Source organism: Nonomuraea sp. NPDC052265, from assembly GCF_044547985.1.
Classification (GTDB): domain Bacteria; phylum Actinomycetota; class Actinomycetes; order Streptosporangiales; family Streptosporangiaceae; genus Nonomuraea.
The window spans coordinates 60,106-78,712 of the sequence record NZ_JBIUBJ010000011.1 but is presented as its reverse complement, the minus strand read 5'-3'; the positions used below and the strand labels follow the sequence as shown (position 1 = coordinate 78,712).

Sequence of the window (18,607 nt, the reverse complement as noted above, 5' to 3'; positions counted from 1 at the left end):
GGCCCCACAGCGTTGTGCGGGGTCGTGGGCCGTCGTCGTTCCAGGGAAGGGTGCGTCTCACATCGAGGTGGCGCCGGAGGCGAGGGCGACGATGCCGACGACGGTCATCAGGAGCGTCGTGCCGGGGTGCATGGTGATCGAGATGCGGATGTCCTGCTTCTTCCAGGCGAGCCAGACGCCGGGGTAGAGGAAGACGAGCTTCGACAGGACCGTCCAGGGAGCCCAGAAGTGGTACACGGAGAACAGGAGGGTGTTGAAGATCGGCGCCCACTTGCCGAGTTGCGGCAGGCGGGGGAGCAGGAAGCCGCGGAAGTAGTACTCCTCGATCAGCGGCAGGGTGAAACCGGTGAACGGCCCGCAGGCGAGCAGCGTGGTGAGCACGACTGCCTGCGGGTAGCCCTGGAGGTAGGTGGTGCCGTCGGGGCCGGCGCCCTGGTAGTCCACCCAGGTGAAGAACCAGTCGTAGACGAGGTTGTCCAGCGGGGTCAGCGAGAGCGAGACCACGGTCATCCACACCAGGCACGCGGCCCCGAGCCAGATGACCTTGCCGCGTGAGACCGGCCTGTCGCGGTAGCGGACGACGCCCTTCATCGTGAAGCGGCCGGTCTGCTTCTTGCCCAGCCACAGCAGGAACAGCTGGAGCGGGAAGAGCACGACCGCGAGGGCGATGGCCCACGCCGCGAAGATCGGCGCGCCCATCGTCCGGACCAGCGGGGCGGCGGCGAACGCGTACACGGCGACGATGGCCGCGCCGGGCACCAGGTGCAGTGCGATGGAGAGCGGGACGGAGTGGCGGTCCGCGAGGAGCTTCGCGACGAAGCCTGTCGGCTGGGCGGCGGCCGGGGGCCGCGTTGCGGTGTCCATGACGGCAATCGTGGCCGGGGGACCCGACACGGCCCTGACATCGTTCTGACACGGCTTCGAGCCCCGTGAAAGGCGCAGGTCACGAGGGGGCGACGGGGGAGGCGCTCACGGTTTGAGCAGCCACAACGCGGGCCTGGTGTCCTGGGCCCACCGCTCGGAGCCGATGCCGCCGAGCGCGTAGATCTCGCTGCCCGGAGAGCAGGTGCCGGTGAGGTTCGTCATGGGCGGTCCCAGCCGGTCGGTCAGCACGTCCGGCTTGGGGGACGCGGTGGTCGCCGGGGTGGCCGGGGACACCGGTGGCGCGGGCCTGCCCGTCGCGCATGCCGCGAGCAAGAGGACACCGGCTAATGGGGCCAACCGCCGCACTCTGGCCTCCTTGTGTCGTACCTGGATTCGTGACCGCTTCAGTTGTAGCCGCAGGTGGCTCACATCGTTCAGGCGGACAGGCTCGCGGGCCAGCGGCCGGTGGTCTTGGCGGCCTCGATCGCGGCGTGGCCCGCCGGGCGCATCCGGCCGGCGGCCGTCAGCGCCTCGGCCTTGGCGACGTTGATGCCGGACCAGGGGCTCCGGCGGGTGCGCGGCGAGTAGCGCTGCAGGTAGTAGTCGCCGTCGTACGCCCTGCGGTGGCTGTCGATCCAGCCGTGGCACAGCGCTTCGTCCAGGGCCTCGTCGAGGGTGACGGTCGTGGCGTCGCTGTTCTTCTTGGCGATCAGCAGCCAGACGTCGGAGGCCGTCTCGTGGTGTTCGGCGAGCCAGGACTTCCAGGCGGCGGCGTCGTCCAGGCGCAGGGCGTCGTCGGTCATGGTGGTCAGCCCTTCCGGCCCGCGAGGACGTCCAGGTAGTGGTGGTTGATCATGATGCCGAGGATGTTGCCGAACGGGTCGCGCACCGAGGCGGTGACGAACCCGGGGCCGCGCCCGGTCGGCTTGTCGAACGGGGTGGCGCCCATCTCCAGCAGCCGCTCCCAGGTCGCCTCCAGGTCGTCGACGGCCCAGTAGGCGATGGCCCCGCCGTCCTCGGTGCTCCAGCCCCGCGGGGCGAACCGGGCGTCGATGACGCCGAGCTCGTGCTGGTAGTCGCCGACGCGGAACTCCACGTAGGCCGGGTCGCCCTGCTCGGGACGCTGGAAGTAGGCCGGCACGCCGAGGAGGTCGGCGTACCAGTCGCGGGCGGCGGCGACGTCCTGGGCGTAGAAGCTGATGGTGGTGAGTCCGCGAAGCATGTCCGTGGCCTTCCGTTCGGCGGCTTGTGAGATCGACACTTCCAGGCAAAGTGCTCACCGAATGAGCACTTTTTCTGGCATCGTCGAGGACATGAGAGCGGATCGCCTGGTGGCCGTCCTGCTGCTGATGCAGTCACGCGGGCGGGTGACGGCGGCGGACATCGCCGCCGAGATGGAGGTCTCGGTCGCCACGGCCCGCCGTGACCTGGAGGCCCTGTCGGCGGCGGGGATCCCCGTCTATCCGCAGGCCGGACGCGGCGGCGGGTGGGCGCTGCTCGGCGGCGCCCGTACCGACCTGTCCGGGCTCAAGGCCTCCGAGGCGAGGGCGCTGTTCCTGCTGCTCGGCCCGGCCGCCGCGATCGCGCCGGAGGCCAAGGCGGCGCTGCGCAAGCTCGTGCGCGCCCTGCCCTCGACGTTCCGGCAGGAGGCCGAGGCGGCGGCGGACGCGGTCGTGATCGACCCGGTCCGCTGGGGCGAGCACCGCCGTACGCGGCCCGTGCTGGTCGATCTGCTGGAGGACGCGGTGGTCCGGCGCCGAGCGGTCCGCCTCACCTACTCCGGACGGGAGCGCGTCATCGCGCCGTACGGCCTCGTCGACAAGGACGACACCTGGTATTTGATCGCCGGAACCCCCGACGGGCAGCGGACCTTCCGCGTCGACCGGGTCACCGACGCCGAGGTCACGGAGGAACCGGCCGAACGTCCGGCGCACTTCGACCTCGCGGCGGCCTGGGACGAGGTCGTCACCGCGATGGAGGCGCGGCGCGCGACGACCACCGCCACCGCGACCGTCGAGGCCCGCTACCTGCGTGTCCTGCGCGACCGCTTCGGCCGCCACTGCGAGGTGATCCACGAGGAGGAACAGGGCGGCCGGGTCCGGATCGCGCTCACCGCGCCGACCGCGCTGGACATCGCCCGCCAGCTCGCGGGCTGGGGCGACCTCGTCGTCGTGGAGGGCCCGCGGACCGTCCGGGACGAGCTGGCCAAACTGGCCGCGCAGCTCACCACGTTGTACGCCCGGTAGCGCGGCCCGCCACGACGCGGGTGGTGGCCGCCTGGGCCGCGGCGGGGAAGGCGCGGGCGGTGAGGACGAGACCGAGGCCGGCGGCCGTGCGGCGGAAGGTGTCCGTGTTGATGACCGTGGACGGAACGGTAGAAGTCGTCCCCTGGCTGGGCGTCAAAGCGTTCCTTGATTCGGTGTCCCCCTCTGGGGTGATTTTTCGCGATCGGGGCATCCGTCGCCGTCAGTGGCTCCGGACGAGGGCGAGCATCTCGTCCACCGACCCGGCCGGATCGTTGATCGGGAACTGCACCGCCCGGACGACCGCGTCGGGGTCGACCAGCAGGGTGAGGCGCTTGAAGCGGTCGGCTCCGGCCGTGCGGAAGGTGGGCAGCAGCAGCCCGGCGGCGAGCCTGTCGTCCTGGTCGGACAGGAGGGGATAGGGCAACCTGGCGTGCGTGACGAAGGCGGCCAGCTGGTCGGGCCGCTGGGTGCTGACGCCCCGGATCGCGGCGCCCGCCGCCTCGAAGTCGGCGAACCGTGACGCGTAGGTGAGGGCCTCCAGGGTGCAGCCCTTCGTGCCCGGGATGTCGCCCCAGCCGGGCGGGTGGTCGAGGGCCCCCGGGGCGAAGGCGCCGGGGAAGAAGGAGAGCACGGTCCAGACGCCGCCCGGCGCGTTGGGCGTGACCGGCTCGCCGTCATGTCGTTCCAGCACGACGTCCGGCAGCCTCCGGTTGACCAGGTCGTGCACGCGACGGCTCTCGGCGGAGCCGTCCTGGCTGGTCGCGGTCAGGGCGCCGTCGCCCATCACGTGCCGGGTGCCCCAATCCTGCAGGGCGATCAGCGTGGGCAGCAGACCTTCACCCTTCGCCGTCAGGACGTAGTCGTGGCGCGGCGGGCGCGTGGAGTAGGGCCGCCGTTCGAGCACGCCGTGCTCGACGAGCTTGGCCAGGCGTTCGGCCAGGGCCCGGCGGCTGACGCCGAGCTCGCGCTGGAGGCCGTCGAAGCGGGTGGTGCCGCCGGCGATGTCGCGTACGACCAGGAACGTCCACCAGTCGCCGATCACGCCGAGCGCTTGCGCGATGCCGCAGTCGGAGTCGGGTAGATCGGCGCGCTTCACGTGCTCCAGTATAGTGCGTTCCAGTTTGGAACTTACTAGGTGAGGAGTGCGGGGATGGGGATCGACAGCGGAGGTGGGGCGGCCGTCTTCTGGCGGTGGAGGGCGTCGGCACGCTGATCGGCGCGGCGTTGACGAGCCGGCTCACGTCCAGGTTCGGCACCGCCCGCACGCTGATCGCCGCGGGCTTCGTCTCGGTGGCCGGGGCGCTCGTCATTCCCCTCGGCAGCGGCTGGCAGGGCTTCGCCGCGTTCGCCGTCGGCAACGTGGTGTTCGCCGCCGGGGTCGTGGTGCTCAGCGTGGTGACACGGACGTACCGGCAGCTCGCCGGCCCGCCCGAGCTGCTGTCGCGGGTGATGGCCACGGTCCGGTTCGTCTCCTGCGGCGCGATCCCGGTCGGCGGGCTGGTCGCGGGGGTGATCGCCGGTATGCTCGGAGCCCGGGCCACCCTGATGATCTTCGTCGTCGCGGCCGTCTGCGTGCCGCTGGTCCTGCTGGCCTCACCGATCCGGCACCTGCGGGACCTCACCGACCATCAGTGGAGCGAGGAGACCGCCGGCACGCATGATGTATCGATCACATGATGATTCGCGGATGTGGCGGTGACGTTATGGCGATCTTGCGGCGACAGGATCACACCCATGAAGCGCATCCCCCTCTTACTCTCCGCCGCCGCGCTGCTGACTCTGGTCGCCACGCCGGCCCAGGCCGCCGCGCTCCGCCCGATCGTCGTGCAGCCCTACGCCGACCTCACCGAGGGCGTCACCGTCGCGCCGGACGGCACGATCTACGTCGGGCTGCTGACCAAGGGCGAGATCAGGAAGGTCGACAGCACGGGCACCGACAGCCTGCTGGCCGCCCTGCCCATCGGTGAAGGCAAGCTGAACGGCCTGGCCACCGACCGCCACGGCAACGTCTACGCCGCGCTCAACTCCGGCCAGGCCGCCACCAACGGCATCTGGCGGATCACCTCGTACGGCGAGGCCAAGCTCTACGCCGCGCTGCCGATCGGCTTCGCCAACGGCCTGACCTTCGGCCCCGACGACGCCCTCTACGTCACCGACACCACGAACAGCGTGGTCTACCGCGTGGCCGACGGCAAGGCCGCGGTCTGGGCGAAGTCGTCCCTGTTCGTCGGCTCGGACGGCACCGGGGCGAACGGCATCGCCTGGCGTTCGGGCGCGTTCTACGTGGCCGTGTCCGACGAGGCGCAGATCATCCGCATCCCGTACGGCAAGGGCGGCAAGGCGGGCGTGCCGACGGTGTACGTCAAGGACGCCAAGCTGGCCGGCGCCGACGGTCTGGCCTTCGACGTGCGCGGCCAGCTCTACGTGCCGAGCTACACGGGCAACACCCTGAGCATCGTCCGCACCGGCGGCGGCGTGGAGGTCCTGGCCGACAAGCTGGACAGCCCGGCCAGCCTGGCCTTCGACGGCAAGGCGCTCTACTTCGTCAACATCGGCGGCAACGGCGCGCCCAGCCTGATGAAGACCAAGGTCAAGCTCCCCGGCCAGCCGCTGCTGCGCGGCTGACCCCGCTCTCGCCGCCTCCGGCCGGCGGGCCGATCAGGCCGAGGAAGGCCGTGGCCGCCGCGGACGGGTGGGCACCCCAGATGAGGTGCTCCACCCGGGCCGGGGCGTCGTCGAGCCGGACGAGGCCGAGGTTCGGGAATCGGGGGGCGTACGCGGCGGGGAGCAGGCCGACGCCGAGGCCGTGCCGTACCAGGTCGACCATGAACTCGGCGGAAGAGACCTCGAAGGCGACCTCGCGGTGCACGCCGGCCGCCGCGAACGCCACGTCCGACTGGATGCGCCCTGCGTGACCGGCGCGGAAGTCGATGAACGGCTCGTCGGCGAGGCCGCGCAGGTCCGTCCGGCGACCGGCCAGGGGGTGGTCCGGCGCGACGATCGCGACCAGCTCCCCCCTGGCCAGCGGGCGGCTCTGGACGGCCTTCGGCTCCGCGCGGGTCGGCAGGCCCAGGAAGGCGACGTCCGTCTCGCCCCGCCGGACGCGTTCGATCAGGTCCTCGCTGCCGGCCGAGATGAGCGTGATGCGCACCCGCGGGTGCAGGCGGCGGAACTCCTTCAGCACGACCGGCAGGTCCACGGCGGCGACCGTGGGGATCGCGCCGACGGCGAGCCGGCCGCGGATCTCCCCGCTGGCCGCGGCTACGTCGGTCCGCGCCCGCTCGGCGGCCTCCAGGCAGGCGCGGGCCGCGGGCAGGAACGCCTCCCCGGCCGTCGTCAGCCGCACGCGGCGGCTGGTGCGCTCGAACAGCCGGGAGCCCAGTTCCCGTTCCAGGGCGGCGATCTGGTGGCTGAGCGCCGACTGCACGACCCGGCAGCGCTCGGCGGCCCGGGTGAAGTTGCTGGTCTCCGCGACGGCGAGGACGTACCTCAGCTGCTGAAGCTCCATGTATCAATCGTGTCATGCGATCGATCGCGATGAAAACTATGTGTTGGACTCATCGATCGAGCGTCGGCAGGCTGGTCGCATGACGCAAACTCTTTCTCCGCAGGCGGCACGCCCGGCCTTCAGGGCATGGGCGGGGGTCGCCGCGATCACCGCCAGCCTCTTCGTCTTCCTCACGACCGAGTTGATGCCGGTGGGCCTGCTGACCCCGCTCAGCGAGGACCTGGGCATCTCCGTGGGCGCCGCCGGATTGATGGTGACGTTGCAGGGCGTGTCGGCCGGCCTGGGCGTGCCGTTCATCGTGGCGTGGTCGAGACGGGTCAACCGGCGGGTGCTGCTGTCCACCTTGCTCGTGGTGCTGGCCTTGGGAAACCTGGTGACGGGCATCGCACCGGACTACGCGGTGATCTTGACGGCGCGGCTGCTGCTGGGCTTCGCCAGCGGCGTGTTCTGGGCCATCGGCGTGAGCATGGCGATGCGGCTCGTCCCGGAACGGCACGCCAGCCGGGCCGCCGCGGTCGTGATGTCGGGCATCTCGATCGCCACCGTGGTCGGCATCCCGCTCGGTACCTTCCTGGAGAGCCTCACCGACTGGCGCACCACGTTCCTCATCTGGAGCGGCCTGAGCGCGGTGGTGTTCCTGACGGTCGCCGTCGTGATCCCGTCGCTGCCGTCGGCCAACGCGATCTCGGTCCGCGAGGTGTTCGGGCTCCCGCTGCGGAACGTGCCGCTGCGCATGGTGCTGTTCACGGTGGTGCTGTTCGTGCTCGGCCACTTCGGGGCCTACACCTTCGTCCGGCCCTTCCTGGAGGCCAACACGGGCGCGTCCCCGCTGTTCGTCATGGGGGTGCTGATGGTGTTCGGGGTCGCCGGCGCGATCGGCAACTTCGTCGCCGGGCACGCCGTGACCCGGAGCCTGCGGGGCAGCTTCGTCACCGGCGCCGCGGGGCTCGTGGTGGCCATGCTGCTGCTGCTCGCGGTCGGCGACGGGGCCACGGGATCGATCGTGGCGCTGGTCGTCTGGGGGCTGTCGTTCGGGGCCGTGCAGCTCGCCCAGGTCAACATGACGCTCGCCGCCGCGCCGGAGACCTTCGAGGCCGCCATGTCGCTCAACACGATGGCGTACAACACCTCCATCGCGCTCGGCGCGCTCTTCGGCGGGCTGTTCGCCGACCACCTCGGGGTCACCAGCGTCGTCTGGTTCGGCGTGGCGCTGACGGCGGCGTCGCTGCTGCTCAACCTCGCCACCGGCCGGCGGACCTCGCGGTCCGTCCAGCCGGTCGCGTGAAGGAAGCGGACGTCCGTCTCACGGCAGTCGCCGCGCGGCGGTCGCCTCCCACGTCCGCAGGTACGATTCCGCGCCGCTCGCCAGGTCACGGACGATGTCCTGGCCGGCGAGCAGGCGCATGTCCTCGATCCAGTCGGGGACCAGGCCGTAGTTGGCCACGCCGTCCACGTTGACGTCCCAGACCCGCTGCCCGGTGCGCTGCCGGTCGAGGCGCACGCTCCCGTCGTAGGACGCGAACGGGTACGTCACCGGGTTCGCGGCGTTGCCCGCACGCGGGGCCGGCAGGCGGCCCATGCCGTTGACGTCCAGGCCGTAGCCGTAGCCGGGCACGTTGTACTGCTGCCGCAGCGGCGCCGTACGCCGCCACTCCGCGACGAAGTCCGTGGAGTTGTGGCCGTACTGGGTGATCATGCCGCCGAGGGCGTAGATCCGGCTGAAGAAGTTCGGGTCGGCCCAGCTGTGGGAGGAGATCACGCCGGGATAGCGGGCCGCCTCCAGCAGGCCGAGCGTCTGGGCCGCGGCCTTGACGCTCATGTGGTCGATCTCCACCATCATGCCGCGCCGCATCAGGCCCTGCACCATGTACGTCCCGAGCGAGGTCAGCCCCCGGGTGTTGCAGTGGGGCGCGGGCGGATACAGCGGCAGCGAGACGCCCGGCGGCAGCAGCCGCGCGATCTGGTCGGGCAGCACGCCGGCCGGGTCGATGGTGTTGTCGTGCTCGGGCCCGGTGCAGGTGCGGGCCTGCCAGAACGAGCCGGTGGCCAGCAGGTTGCCGACGTTGACGATCGCGCCCTGGGTGCCGGAGTCGAAGCGCACGCCGCACAGCGCGTTGTCGTACTTGTGGCAGACGAACATGCTGCGTACGCCGAGCGCGTACATCTCGTCCAGGCCCCGGTCGATCTGGGCCTTCGTGCACTGGGGGATGCCGAAGATCTGCCGGCAGCCGAACGGCTCCGACGTCTCGATCCCGAGGACGACGGCCAGCTTGCCGGCCGCGGCCACGGTCCTGGCCTCGGCGGGGCCGTTCACGATGCGGAACCAGCCCCGCCCGGGGCCGCCCGACTCGGCGTCGATGTGGTCCTGCAGCTCGCGGGCCCGCTGGGCCTGGAGGCGGATGGAGGTCATCTCGTCGCAGGAGTACTTCTTCAGCGGGTAGATCGCGCAGAGCTGCCGGTTGGCCACCAGGTCGTTGACCAGCACCCGGAGCCCGCCCCGCCAGGCGCGCTCGACCCAGGTGTAGTACGCCTGCTGGTGGGTCAGCGAGTCGTTGGCCGGCCAGTCGCGGAAGGTGGGATAGCCCACCGGGTCGTGGGTGCCGGTGGGCTTGCCGGTCCTGGTGAAGTTCTCGTACCAGGCCAGCTCGCCGTTCGGATAGTGGTCGGGACAGTCGGTCAGCGCGTGCTCGATGCCGTCGGGGTCGAACGGCTCGCCGCACATCAGCATGCCGCCGAACGCCTCGTACGAGAACAGGTGGCTGTGGCCGTCCACGAAGCCGCTCACGGCGGCGGCGGCGTGCGCGGCGGCGGTGGGGACGGACGGCGCGACCAGCGCGCCGGTCAGGAGAAGGACGGCTGCGGCCGCCCTGCGGGTGAGACGGTGGAACATGGGACCACCTCCCAGGCTGCGGTACCGGGGTCGCCGCAAGCATCCACCGCCGGAGGGGCCCCGGCAAGACCGAACATGAGCTGATCTCATCTAAATCCGCGACCGAAACGTCAGGCCCCCACGTCGTCGGCCACGCGGCGGAGGCAGGCGTCCACGTGCGCGACCCCGACGGCCACAGCTACGAGTTCTTCGCGGCCGTTCCATGAGTTTTCCGCATGGGAGCCGTTGAACCGCGTCCGCGCGGGACGGCGTACACCCTGACGACGAGAACCCGGCCAGAGGACGGCGATGGACAGTCAGGGATGGGGTGGCGGGCTGGCCCTCCGGCCGCGCGACTACCTGGGGATGGGCGAGCCGCTGGCCGACGTGGTCGCGGCGGCGGGACCGTACGGGGGCGGGGCGCTGCACCGGCTCGCGCTCGGCACGGCCGCCACCATGGCCAGGCTGCATCTGACCGGTATCGCGGGGCTGCGGCTCGGGCCGCACAACGTGCTGGTCGGACCGCTCGGCGAGGCGTCGTTCGCGCCGGGCCCGAGGAGCAGCGAGCTCCCGCCGGCCGACGTGCGCGAGTGGGCCGACGTGATCGTCTTCGCAGCCGCCGGGCATCCGGGGGGCGAAGCCGTCCTCGACCGGTTGCCGCCCGTGCTGCGCGGTCTGATCGACCGGTGCCGCGACCCGGACCCCGTCGCCCGGCCGACGGCGATGGAGCTGGTGCGCGTCCTGCTCGGGCATTCGGCCTCGGCCCGGCACGCCTCGGTACGCGAGCTGCTGCGCGAGGCCGAGGCGGTGGCCGGTCCGGACCAGCCGGCGCGTCCTGAGGTCCGGCCGCGAGCGGCGGGCCGGCACGGTCGCGTGTCGTCGGCCGAATGATCGGCTTTTATCGCTGAATCAACAGGTGGGGTGATTGATGCAAATCCCGTATCTTGTTCCTCGCCCGTGACTAGGGCAATAATTCAATATCAGTAGTTGTCTGGGCGACATTTCATGATGTACGCAGCGCGAGGAGTCGCCGCGTGAATCATCGTGTGACCGACGAAGCCATGGTCCGGGCCCTGTACCGCGAATACGGGTCCCCGCTGATGGCCTTCGCCGTCCGGTTGACGGGCGGGGACCGGCGCTGGGCGGAGGACGTCGTCCAGGAGACGCTGGTTCGCGCCTGGCGCAACCTCGGGGACCTGCGGACCGACAACGGCTCGTTGATGCCCTGGCTGGCCACCGTGGCCCGCCGGGTCGTGATCGACGACCGGCGCCGGGCCGGGACGCGTCCCCTCGACACCGTGGAGGAGGTCCCCGAACGCGCGAACGCCGTGGCCGCCGAGGACGACCGCCTGCTGCGTGAGATCGTGGTGACCGACGCCATGCTCGCGCTCTCGCCGGCGCACCGCCAGGTGCTCACGGAGACCTTCCTGCGCGATCGCACGCTGCAGGAGGCCGCGGAGACGATCGGCGTGCCCGTGGGCACGGTGAAGTCCCGCGTGTACTACGCGATGCGGGCGTTACGCATCGCATTGGAGGAAAGGGGGGTGGGGCTCCCATGAACGAGGTGCACCACGAGGACGTCGCGGCGTACGCGCTGGGGCTCCTGGACGACGACGAGCGCAACGCCTTCGAACGCCACCTGCACGGCTGCCCGAGCTGCGCCGGCGAGGTCGGCGCGTTCGCGGCCATGGGGGAGCTGATGCGCGGCGTCGACCCCGACGACCTGCGCGCCGAGCCGGTCGAGTCCCCGGTCGAGTCGCTGATCGTGCGCCGGGCCGCCGTGGAGCGCCGCCGCCGGACCCTCCACCGGGGGCTCATGTCGGCCGCCGCGTGCTTCCTCGTCGCGACCGGCGTCTTCCTCGCCGTCAACGCGGCCGCCTCGGGCCCCGACCCCGACAGCGTGCACAGCCCCGCCCGCGCCCTGCTCATGACCGGCCGCACCTACCCGGTCAGCGACCCCGCGACCGGCGTGTCCGGCGTCGTCGGCGTCGAGGACAAGGGCTGGGGCACCCACGTGGCGCTGGAGCTCAAGGGCGTCAAGGGGCCGCTGAAGTGCCGGCTGGTGGCCTTCGGCGACGACGGCCGCTCGGAGACCGTGGCGAGCTGGGGCGTACCCGACAAGGGGTACGGCGTGCCCGGTGCCCCCGACCCCCTGCTGCTGCACGGCGGCACCAGCCTCACCCAGGACGACCTGAACCACTTCACGATCGAGACCCTCGACGGCCGGATCCTCGCGACCGTCCAGGTGTGACCGCCTACCATCGAGCGATGCGCATCGACCTGCACAGCCACAGCACCGCCTCCGACGGCACGCAGCCGCCGGCCGACGTGGTGCGCCGCGCCCGCGAGCGCGGCCTCGACGTGCTGGCGCTGACCGACCACGACACCGTCGCCGGGCACCGCGCGGCCGTCGAGGCGCTGCCCGAGGGCCTGACGCTGGTGCCGGGCATGGAGTTGTCGTGCCGGCGGGCCGGGCAGAGCATCCACATGCTCGCCTACCTCTTCGACCCCGCCGACCCCGAGCTCCTGGCCGAGTGCGAACGCATCCGCCAGGCCCGCGAGGAGCGCGGCAGGCTGACCGTCGAGCGGCTGGCCGAGCTGGGCGTGCCGATCACCTGGGAGCAGGTGTCCACGCTGGCCGGCGGCAGCCCGGTCGGACGTCCGCACATCGCCCGCGCCATGGTCGCCGCCGGGGCCGTGGCCGCGCCCGAGGAGGCGTTCACGCCCGAGTGGATCGGCACGGGCGGCCGCGCGCACGTCACCCGCTACGCCCTCGACCCGGTACGCGCGGTCCGCCTGGTGCGGGCCGCCGGCGGGGTGCCCGTGCTGGCCCACCCGAAGGCGTTCAGGCGCGGCGAGGCGGTGCCCGACGAGTGGATCGCCGAGCTGGCCGCGGCCGGGCTCTTCGGCGTGGAGGCCGACCACCTCGACCACGACGACGAGGCCCGCGCCCACCTGCGCCGCCTCGCGGCCACGCTCGGGCTGGAGGTGACCGGGTCGAGCGACGACCACGGCGAGCTCACCGGCCACCGGCTGGGCTGCGAGACGACCGACCCCGAGGTCTACGCACGCCTGGTCAGCCAGGCGAAGGGCGCCGCCCCCGTCACGGCGCGCTGAAAGGCGCCGCCGGGCCTGTCACCGCGCGCTGAAGGGCGCCGGGCCTGTCACGGCGCCGTGAAGTGGGTGGTGAACCAGTCGCGGGCGTGTTCGGCGACGCTCTCCAGCGCGCCGGGCTCCTCGAACAGGTGGGTCGCGCCGGGCACGACCGTCAGGCGGTTGTCGGCGCGCAGGTGCCGCTGCGCCTCCTCGTTCAGGTCCACCACGATCGGGTCCCGGCCGCCGACGATGAGCAGGGTGGGCGCGCGTACCGCGGCCAGCCGCCCGCCGGCCAGGTCGGGCCGTCCGCCGCGCGAGACGATCGCCGCGATCTCGTTGTCCGGCTCGGCCGCCGCCCACAGCGCCGCCGCCGCGCCCGTGCTCGCGCCGAAGTAGCCGATCGGCAGCCCCGCCGCCTCCTCCTGCTCGCGCAGTTCCTCGGTACGCCGCAGCAGCCGCCCGGCCAGCAGAGCGATGTCGAACACGTTCGCCCGGTCGGCCTCCTCCTCCGGCGTGAGCAGGTCGAACAGCAACGTCCCCAGGCCGCCTCTGTTCAGCATCTCGGCCACGTACCGGTTGCGCGGGCTGTGCCGGCTGCTCCCGCTGCCGTGCGCGAACACCACCACCCCTCGGGCGGCGTCAGGGACGACCAGGTCGCCGGTCATGCTTCACCTCCGACGGGCGCGCTGCCCCGCTGCGCCACAACCTTGCCGCTACCCAGGCACGGCGACCTCTATTCACCGTCCGAATGGGCATTGACCTGGGAGTATGGACAAAGAGCCGGGGCGCGAGCAGCAGAGCGCCGGCGCGCCGCTCGGGCGGATCCTCTCGGGCGCGGCGGCCGGGCTGGCACGCCTGCGCGCCCAGGGGTTCCGCGAGTGGCTGGGGGCCGAGCGGGACGCGTTCGCCCAGACGGTCAAGGTGACGCTGGCCTGCGTGTTCGGGTGGTGGCTCGCCACGTTCGCGCTGAAGGTGCCGCTGCCCGTGCTGGTGCCGATCGGGGTGCTGCTCACGGTCTCGGCGACCGCCTACAGCACGGTCGTACGCGGGCTCCAGCAGGTCGGGGCGGTCGTGGTCGGGGTGGGGGCGGCGACGGGGCTGATCTGGCTGATGGGCGTCAACGCGCTGACGCTGGGCGTGCTGGTGGCGGCCGGGCTCGTACTGACCCGCCTGCTCAACCTGCCGGCCCAGAACGTGCAGATCCCGATCACCGCCCTGCTGGTGCTCTCGCTCGGCCGCGTGTACGGCTTCGCCCGCCTGGCCGACGTCCTGCTCGGCGCGGCCATCGGCATCGCGGCCAACCTGCTCATCCTGCCGCCGCGCTTCGTCGAGCACGCGGCCAGGCAGTTGTGCGACATGTCGGCCGAGCTGGCCGACCTGACCCAGGACATGGCCGACGGGCTGAGCGGCCACTGGACGGAGGACATGGCCCGCGATTGGCTCGACCGCGCCCGCGAGCTGTCCCAGCGCCTGGAGGACACCAAGGACACCGCCGACCAGGCGGCCGAGTCCCTGCGCCTGACCTTCCGCCGGCGCCGCCGCTACGACCGGCGTCTGCGCCAGTCGGCCGAGGCGGCGACCTGCCTCGACCACGCCGGGCACCAGCTCAGGAGCATCGCGCGCGGGCTGGTGGACCTGATCGCCGGCGCCCGCGGCCTGCCCGGCGAGAAGGCCGCCGACCTGCCCGAACCCCTGGCCGACGAGCTGCGCGCGCTGTCGCGCATCTTCCGCGACTTCGGCCTGATCCAGGTGGGCAAGGCCACGTCCAGGGACATGGCGGACCTGTGCGCGGCCCTGCGCGAGGGCGAGCACCAGCAGCACCACCTGGCCGCCGAACTGGCCGGCTCCCGCCCCAAGGGCCCCCTCTGGCCCCTGTACGGCGCCCTGCTCGACGACTGTGCCAGGATCCGCCACGAGTTCGACCCAGACACCGGCCCCCACCGGTCCGCCTTCCCTCCCACGGGCCCCCGACCCGTGTCGTGATCCCCCGGTGATCGAAGACGGCGGGGCGCCACCGCGGGGGTGACGGCCCGCCGTGCCCCCGTTCAGGCCAGGAGCAGCGCGGTGACGAACTGGAGCAGGTGCCAGGCCACGTACGCGGCCAGCGAGCAGAACGCCCACTCCTTGCTCCTGCCCACCCGCGCCACCCAGACCAGCACCTCCACCGGTTCGGACCGTGGCTTGACCGCCCGTACCGCGAAGTACGCCGCCATCAGCCAGGCCGCCCCCGACGCGGTGATCAGCCCGACCGAGAGGGCGAGCAGCACCCCCGGCCCCGGCGGCGGGTCACCGGGGGAGAGCTGGCGGGTCCAGGCGGCCAGCACCCCGGCCAGCAGGCCGAGCGTCACCCGCCGGTCCCTGCGCGCCGATCGCTTGAGTGACTGCAGGTCTCGACGCATATGGTTCTTGAGCATCCGGATCACCTCCGTGTCGTCGCTGGTGGCACCAGCTAACGAGAAGGTCCGGAGAAGATCTGCGACCTCACTTCCGAGATTTCCCGACTTTTAGCGGTGTTTCACGGCAGCTCCCGCAGGTCCAGCGCCGCCCGGCGGCCCTCGAAGACGTCCCCCACCTCGTCCAGCGTGCGCACCGCCTCCGTCAGGTGGGCCACCGCCGCCTCGCGGTCCCCGAGCCTGGCGGTGATCAGGCCGAGCGCCCGCAGCGCGCAGCCCAGGTCACGCCGCGTCCCGCACTCCAGGTGCACGTCCCTGGCCTGCGTGGCGTGGGCCAGCGCCTCCTCGGCCCGGTCCAGGTCGAGCAGCACCATGGCCAGCGTCGTGAGCGCCGACGCCCACCGGTCCCTGGTGCCCCTCTCCTTCTGCAGCTCGGCGGTCTCCCTGGCGTACTTCAGGGCCGCCGCGGGCTCGCCGCCCGTGTGCAGCGCCTGCGCGACCGACAGCAGCGCGCTGGCCCTGTCGTCGCCCGTCTCCTCCCGGAGCGCCAGCGAGGCCCGTGCCGCCCACAGCGCCTGCTCGTGCCACCCCAGCGACAGGTACGTGTACGCCAGCGTCTCCTGCACGTCGGCCTCCGCCCGCCGGTTCCCCAGCCCCTGGACCAGGTCCAGCGCCTCCAGCGCGTACACGAAGGCCACCTGGGGCAGGCCCTGGCGGCGTCGTACCCGGGCCAGCCGGTTGAGCATGCGGGCCTCGACGGGCTCGTCGCGGATCACCCGGCTGATGACGAGCGCCTGGTTCAGGTAGTCGTCGGCGCGCAGGTAGTCCGACAGCCGCCAGTGGACCAGCCCGATGTCGCCGAGCGTCTCGGCCTTGCCCTGCTCGTGGTGGAGCTCGACCTGCACCGTGAGCGCCTGTTCGTAGCAGGCCAGGGCCTCGTCGTAGCGCGAGCCGTTGCGCGCGATCCGGCCCAGGGCGCACAGGGCGCGCCCGCATCCGTGCTGGTCGCCGGTGGCCGTGTACCCGGCCAGGGCGCGTTCGGCGTCGCGCCGGGCGTCCTGCTGAAGGCGGAGCCGGTCGTAGATCTCGGCCAGGCACAGCAGCGTCTCGGACTCGGCGTGCTCGTCGCCCAGCTCGTGGCAGATCGACAGCGCCTCCAGGCCCTCCGACAGCGCCGCGTCCGGCTCGCCCAGGCTCTGCCGCACCCGGGCCGAGACGATCAGGCTCTGCGCGGTGCCCCTGCGGTCGCCCAGCTCCTCCCGTACGCGCAGCGCCTGGCCGGCGTACCGCAGGGCCAGGTCGTGCTGTTCCTGCGACAGGTGCAGCAGGGCGAGCGTGTGCAGGCACTCGGCCACGCCGGCCAGGTCGCCGATCTCCCGGTGCACCTCCAGCGCCTCGCCCGCGCGGCGCAGCGCCTCGTCCCTGTTGCCCGCGATGCCGTGCACCTCGGCCAGGTCGTTGAGCGCGCGGGCCAGCCCCGCGCGGTCGCCGAGCGAGGTGAAGTCGGCCAGCGCCTCGCCGATGAACCTGGCCGCCAGCGTGGAGGGCCCGATGTCGCGGTGGATCGAGCCGAGATGGCTGCGCATGAGCGCGACCGCCCGCCGGTTGCCCACCTGGATGGCCGAGGTCAGCCCGGCCTGCTGGACCTCCAGGTTGTTCTCGTAGTACCGCAGCCTCCTGAACGGCTCGAACACCGCCTCGGCGAGTTGCCAGGCCATCCCGTACGCGCCGCTCTCCTCGGCCAGCCGCACCGCCGAGACCAGCGAACGCCGTTCGGCCTCGAACCACTCGCGCGGCGTGTCCGGATCGGTCGCGACCGCCAGGTAGTGGTCGAGCAGCCGCACCCTGGCCTCGCGCACCCCCGCCTCGGCGTGCCGGCCCAGCTCCCTGGCCTGCCACTTGACCAGGTCGTGCACCCGGTACCGCGCCCCGGGCAGCGGCTCGACCAGGTACGCCCGGTGCAGCCCCTCCACCGCCGCCACCGCCTCGCCCACCGGCACGCCCAGCGCCGCCGCCAGCACCTCCGGCGCGAAGTCCCGCCCGGGAAGCAGCCCGACGTGCCGGAAGGCCCGCCGCTGCGCGGGGCTCAGCGACTCGTACGCCAGGTCCAGCGCCGACCTGAACGCCTCCTCCGGGTCCCCGGCCAGCGGCCGGTCCGGCGTACGCAGCTCCGCCACCCGCGACCGCACGTTCAACGCCGGATCCTCGGCCAGCTTGGCCGCCGAGATCCGCAACGCGTACGGATGGTACGAGCACACCCGGGCCAGCTCGGCCAGCGCGTCCCGGTCGGCGGCCCGCGGCGAGCCCTTGCCGAGCACCGACACCAGCAGCGCCACCGCGTTGCCGGGGTCGAGCACCGACAGGTCCATGAGGTCGGCGTGCCCGGTGGCCCGCAGCGGCGCCATCCGCGTCCTGCTGGTCACCAGCACCACGCAGTCCTTGCCGCCCGGGAGCAGCGCCCGCACCTGGGCCGGGTCGGCCGCGTTGTCCAGGACGAGCAGCAGCCTGCGCCCGGCGATCCTGCTGCGGTAGAGCAGCATCAACTCGGCCTCGTCGGAGGCCGGCATGTGCTCGCCGACGCCGAGCGAGCGCAGGATCTGCCCGAGCGCCTCGGCCGAGCTCATCGGCGGCTGGGTCGGCGACTGGCCGCGCAGGTCGATCATGATCTGCCCGTCGGGGAACCGGTCGGCGTGCAGGTGGCCCCAATGCGTCACCAGCGCGGTCTTGCCCACCCCGGTCAGCCCCTGCACGACCATGGTGTTCGTCCGGCGCGGCCGGTCCAGCCAGGCGGTGAGCAGGTCGAGGCTCTGCTGCCGTCCGGTGAAGTCGGACACGTCGGCGGGAAGCTGGCGCGGCTTGGGCAGCTCGCCGACCGGCAGCGGCCCGGCCTGCGCGCCCGGCCGCGTGAGGAACGGCGTCACCCGGCCGCGCCACGGCTCGGCCAGGTGCTCCCAGGCTCCCGCGGCCTCGCGCAGCGCCACCGGATCGGCGATCCGCAGCTTCCGGTAGCCCGGCCGCACCAGCCAGCCGCGCCTGACCCATTGCGTGAGCTGCCGCTGCACGACGTCCGGCGCGCTGCCCACGAGGTCGGCCAGCGTCTCCATGGACAGCGGCGGCGCATCGGGGGAGGCCAGCCCGTACCGCTCGTCCAGGTGCAGCAGCCACACGGCCAGCCGGGCCGCGACCGGCGCGCGGGCCAGCGCCTCGTGCCTGCGGGCCGCCAGGTTCCTGGCGAACAGCTCCTGGACGAGCGCCGTCGCCACGGCCGGGCCCGCCGAGGCGTGCTCGCGTAACCGCCGCAGGTCGATCGGAAAGGCCCGGACCTCGGTCAGGGCGTCCACCTTGACGCGTTCCGCCGGGCTCCAGAAGGCCAGCTCGCCCACGAGGTCGCCGGGGCCGCGCAGGTCGTGCACGACCTCCCGGTCACCGCCGGGGACGTGCTCGCGGGCGTACCCGTGGTCGATCAGGTGCACGCGGTTGACCGGCCGGACCGGCGAGCAGATCAGCTCGCCGCGGCGGAAGAGGCGGGGGCTCGCGCCCTCGTCCACGAGTGACCTGAACAGACCCACGCCGCCACCACCAATCCGGGGACGGCGGTGTCCTCGACATGACAGGTTGGAAACAGTCCCAA

The 18,607-nt window shown here is 72.6% G+C and carries 20 protein-coding genes; 9 read left to right on the top strand and 11 right to left on the bottom strand.

The window, feature by feature from the left end; genetic code table 11:
* Window positions 1-57: 57 nt before the first annotated feature.
* From ACIHAD_RS29075 to ACIHAD_RS29060, 4 genes are all read right to left on the bottom strand, one after another.
* Window positions 58-864 carry a type II CAAX prenyl endopeptidase Rce1 family protein gene (locus ACIHAD_RS29075; protein WP_397357806.1) on the bottom strand — a complete coding sequence of 269 codons (807 nt, stop codon included), beginning with the start codon at window positions 862-864 and terminating at the stop codon, window positions 58-60.
* Window positions 865-969: 105 nt separating this feature from the next.
* Window positions 970-1,197 (bottom strand): hypothetical protein, encoded by a 228-nt coding sequence (locus ACIHAD_RS29070; protein WP_397357805.1) that lies wholly within the window; start codon window positions 1,195-1,197, stop codon window positions 970-972.
* A gap of 101 nt (window positions 1,198-1,298) precedes the next feature.
* A complete protein-coding gene (locus ACIHAD_RS29065; RefSeq protein ID WP_397357804.1) occupies window positions 1,299-1,667 on the bottom strand; it encodes a YdeI family protein in 369 nt (122 codons plus the stop codon).
* A gap of 5 nt (window positions 1,668-1,672) precedes the next feature.
* A complete protein-coding gene (locus tag ACIHAD_RS29060) occupies window positions 1,673-2,086 on the bottom strand; it encodes a VOC family protein (RefSeq protein WP_397357803.1) in 414 nt (137 codons plus the stop codon).
* 91 nt (window positions 2,087-2,177) lie between these two features.
* On the opposite strand from ACIHAD_RS29060, the gene ACIHAD_RS29055 reads away from it, so the two are divergent.
* Window positions 2,178-3,110: a helix-turn-helix transcriptional regulator gene (locus ACIHAD_RS29055; RefSeq protein WP_397357802.1), complete on the top strand. Its 933-nt coding sequence runs from the start codon at window positions 2,178-2,180 to the stop codon at window positions 3,108-3,110.
* Here the strand turns inward: ACIHAD_RS29055 and ACIHAD_RS29050 are convergent.
* On the bottom strand, window positions 3,088-3,267 hold the full coding sequence (locus ACIHAD_RS29050) for a hypothetical protein (RefSeq protein ID WP_397357801.1): 180 nt from the start codon (window positions 3,265-3,267) through the stop codon (window positions 3,088-3,090). The two genes, ACIHAD_RS29055 and ACIHAD_RS29050, sit on opposite strands and share 23 nt — an antisense overlap.
* A gap of 63 nt (window positions 3,268-3,330) precedes the next feature.
* The gene (locus ACIHAD_RS29045) at window positions 3,331-4,206 is read right to left on the bottom strand and encodes a winged helix-turn-helix transcriptional regulator (RefSeq protein WP_397357800.1); all 876 of its coding nucleotides are present in this window, start codon (window positions 4,204-4,206) and stop codon (window positions 3,331-3,333) included.
* Between the two features lie 89 nt (window positions 4,207-4,295).
* Here ACIHAD_RS29045 and ACIHAD_RS29040 point away from each other — a divergent pair, with 89 nt between their 5' ends.
* Window positions 4,296-4,787 (top strand): hypothetical protein, encoded by a 492-nt coding sequence (locus tag ACIHAD_RS29040; RefSeq protein WP_397358044.1) that lies wholly within the window; start codon window positions 4,296-4,298, stop codon window positions 4,785-4,787.
* Between the two features lie 57 nt (window positions 4,788-4,844).
* The gene (locus ACIHAD_RS29035) at window positions 4,845-5,735 is read left to right on the top strand and encodes an SMP-30/gluconolactonase/LRE family protein (RefSeq protein WP_397357799.1); all 891 of its coding nucleotides are present in this window, start codon (window positions 4,845-4,847) and stop codon (window positions 5,733-5,735) included.
* Here ACIHAD_RS29035 and ACIHAD_RS29030 read toward each other — a convergent pair.
* Window positions 5,701-6,618: a LysR substrate-binding domain-containing protein gene (locus tag ACIHAD_RS29030; protein ID WP_397357798.1), complete on the bottom strand. Its 918-nt coding sequence runs from the start codon at window positions 6,616-6,618 to the stop codon at window positions 5,701-5,703. The genes ACIHAD_RS29035 and ACIHAD_RS29030 overlap by 35 nt on opposite strands.
* Window positions 6,619-6,697: 79 nt before the next feature.
* Here ACIHAD_RS29030 and ACIHAD_RS29025 point away from each other — a divergent pair, with 79 nt between their 5' ends.
* Window positions 6,698-7,903 (top strand): MFS transporter, encoded by a 1,206-nt coding sequence (locus tag ACIHAD_RS29025; RefSeq protein ID WP_397357797.1) that lies wholly within the window; start codon window positions 6,698-6,700, stop codon window positions 7,901-7,903.
* An 18-nt stretch (window positions 7,904-7,921) separates the two neighbouring features.
* Here the strand turns inward: ACIHAD_RS29025 and ACIHAD_RS29020 are convergent, their stop codons facing one another.
* Window positions 7,922-9,508, bottom strand: coding sequence for a Coagulation factor 5/8 type domain-containing protein (locus tag ACIHAD_RS29020; RefSeq protein ID WP_397357796.1), 1,587 nt, complete (start codon window positions 9,506-9,508; stop codon window positions 7,922-7,924).
* Window positions 9,509-9,796: 288 nt separating this feature from the next.
* Between ACIHAD_RS29020 and ACIHAD_RS29015 the strand changes: the two genes are divergently transcribed.
* The 4 genes from ACIHAD_RS29015 to ACIHAD_RS29000 all read left to right on the top strand — a co-directional run bounded on the left by ACIHAD_RS29015 (window position 9,797) and on the right by ACIHAD_RS29000 (window position 12,604).
* Window positions 9,797-10,378 (top strand): hypothetical protein, encoded by a 582-nt coding sequence (locus tag ACIHAD_RS29015; RefSeq protein WP_397357795.1) that lies wholly within the window; start codon window positions 9,797-9,799, stop codon window positions 10,376-10,378.
* A gap of 170 nt (window positions 10,379-10,548) precedes the next feature.
* Entirely contained in the window at window positions 10,549-11,046 is a 498-nt protein-coding gene (locus tag ACIHAD_RS29010) for a sigma-70 family RNA polymerase sigma factor (RefSeq protein ID WP_397358043.1), read from the top strand.
* Window positions 11,043-11,738: an anti-sigma factor family protein gene (locus tag ACIHAD_RS29005; RefSeq protein WP_397357794.1), complete on the top strand. Its 696-nt coding sequence runs from the start codon at window positions 11,043-11,045 to the stop codon at window positions 11,736-11,738. The genes ACIHAD_RS29010 and ACIHAD_RS29005 overlap by 4 nt, the downstream gene beginning before the upstream one ends.
* A 17-nt stretch (window positions 11,739-11,755) precedes the next feature.
* Window positions 11,756-12,604 (top strand): PHP domain-containing protein, encoded by an 849-nt coding sequence (locus ACIHAD_RS29000; protein WP_397357793.1) that lies wholly within the window; start codon window positions 11,756-11,758, stop codon window positions 12,602-12,604.
* Between the two features lie 47 nt (window positions 12,605-12,651).
* On the opposite strand, the gene ACIHAD_RS28995 is transcribed toward ACIHAD_RS29000, so the two are convergent.
* Entirely contained in the window at window positions 12,652-13,248 is a 597-nt protein-coding gene (locus ACIHAD_RS28995) for a dienelactone hydrolase family protein (RefSeq protein WP_397357792.1), read from the bottom strand.
* Between the two features lie 103 nt (window positions 13,249-13,351).
* On the opposite strand from ACIHAD_RS28995, the gene ACIHAD_RS28990 reads away from it, so the two are divergent.
* Entirely contained in the window at window positions 13,352-14,566 is a 1,215-nt protein-coding gene (locus ACIHAD_RS28990; protein ID WP_397357791.1) for an aromatic acid exporter family protein, read from the top strand.
* A gap of 62 nt (window positions 14,567-14,628) precedes the next feature.
* Here ACIHAD_RS28990 and ACIHAD_RS28985 read toward each other — a convergent pair whose 3' ends face one another.
* Together ACIHAD_RS28985 and ACIHAD_RS28980 are read right to left on the bottom strand one after the other, a co-directional pair.
* Entirely contained in the window at window positions 14,629-14,997 is a 369-nt protein-coding gene (locus ACIHAD_RS28985) for a hypothetical protein (protein ID WP_397357790.1), read from the bottom strand.
* Window positions 14,998-15,098: 101 nt separating this feature from the next.
* Complete coding sequence (locus tag ACIHAD_RS28980) at window positions 15,099-18,545, bottom strand: tetratricopeptide repeat protein (RefSeq protein WP_397357789.1); 3,447 nt, start codon at window positions 18,543-18,545, stop codon at window positions 15,099-15,101.
* Window positions 18,546-18,607 lie beyond the last annotated feature (62 nt).

What these genes read in the sequence shown, in the direction of transcription:
- ACIHAD_RS29035 (WP_397357799.1), top strand. Translation starts at nt 4,845, where the DNA reads ATGAAGCGCATCCCCCTCTTACTCTCCGCCGCCGCGCTGCTGACTCTG.
- ACIHAD_RS29025 (WP_397357797.1), top strand. Translation starts at nt 6,698, where the DNA reads ATGACGCAAACTCTTTCTCCGCAGGCGGCACGCCCGGCCTTCAGGGCA.
- ACIHAD_RS28985 (WP_397357790.1), bottom strand. Translation starts at nt 14,997, where the DNA reads ATGCTCAAGAACCATATGCGTCGAGACCTGCAGTCACTCAAGCGATCG.
- ACIHAD_RS29060 (WP_397357803.1), bottom strand. Translation starts at nt 2,086, where the DNA reads ATGCTTCGCGGACTCACCACCATCAGCTTCTACGCCCAGGACGTCGCC.
- ACIHAD_RS29010 (WP_397358043.1), top strand. Translation starts at nt 10,549, where the DNA reads ATGGTCCGGGCCCTGTACCGCGAATACGGGTCCCCGCTGATGGCCTTC.
- ACIHAD_RS29075 (WP_397357806.1), bottom strand. Translation starts at nt 864, where the DNA reads ATGGACACCGCAACGCGGCCCCCGGCCGCCGCCCAGCCGACAGGCTTC.
- ACIHAD_RS28990 (WP_397357791.1), top strand. Translation starts at nt 13,352, where the DNA reads ATGGACAAAGAGCCGGGGCGCGAGCAGCAGAGCGCCGGCGCGCCGCTC.
- ACIHAD_RS29065 (WP_397357804.1), bottom strand. Translation starts at nt 1,667, where the DNA reads ATGACCGACGACGCCCTGCGCCTGGACGACGCCGCCGCCTGGAAGTCC.
- ACIHAD_RS29030 (WP_397357798.1), bottom strand. Translation starts at nt 6,618, where the DNA reads ATGGAGCTTCAGCAGCTGAGGTACGTCCTCGCCGTCGCGGAGACCAGC.
- ACIHAD_RS29000 (WP_397357793.1), top strand. Translation starts at nt 11,756, where the DNA reads ATGCGCATCGACCTGCACAGCCACAGCACCGCCTCCGACGGCACGCAG.
- ACIHAD_RS29005 (WP_397357794.1), top strand. Translation starts at nt 11,043, where the DNA reads ATGAACGAGGTGCACCACGAGGACGTCGCGGCGTACGCGCTGGGGCTC.
- ACIHAD_RS29020 (WP_397357796.1), bottom strand. Translation starts at nt 9,508, where the DNA reads ATGTTCCACCGTCTCACCCGCAGGGCGGCCGCAGCCGTCCTTCTCCTG.
- ACIHAD_RS29055 (WP_397357802.1), top strand. Translation starts at nt 2,178, where the DNA reads ATGAGAGCGGATCGCCTGGTGGCCGTCCTGCTGCTGATGCAGTCACGC.
- ACIHAD_RS29015 (WP_397357795.1), top strand. Translation starts at nt 9,797, where the DNA reads ATGGACAGTCAGGGATGGGGTGGCGGGCTGGCCCTCCGGCCGCGCGAC.
- ACIHAD_RS28995 (WP_397357792.1), bottom strand. Translation starts at nt 13,248, where the DNA reads ATGACCGGCGACCTGGTCGTCCCTGACGCCGCCCGAGGGGTGGTGGTG.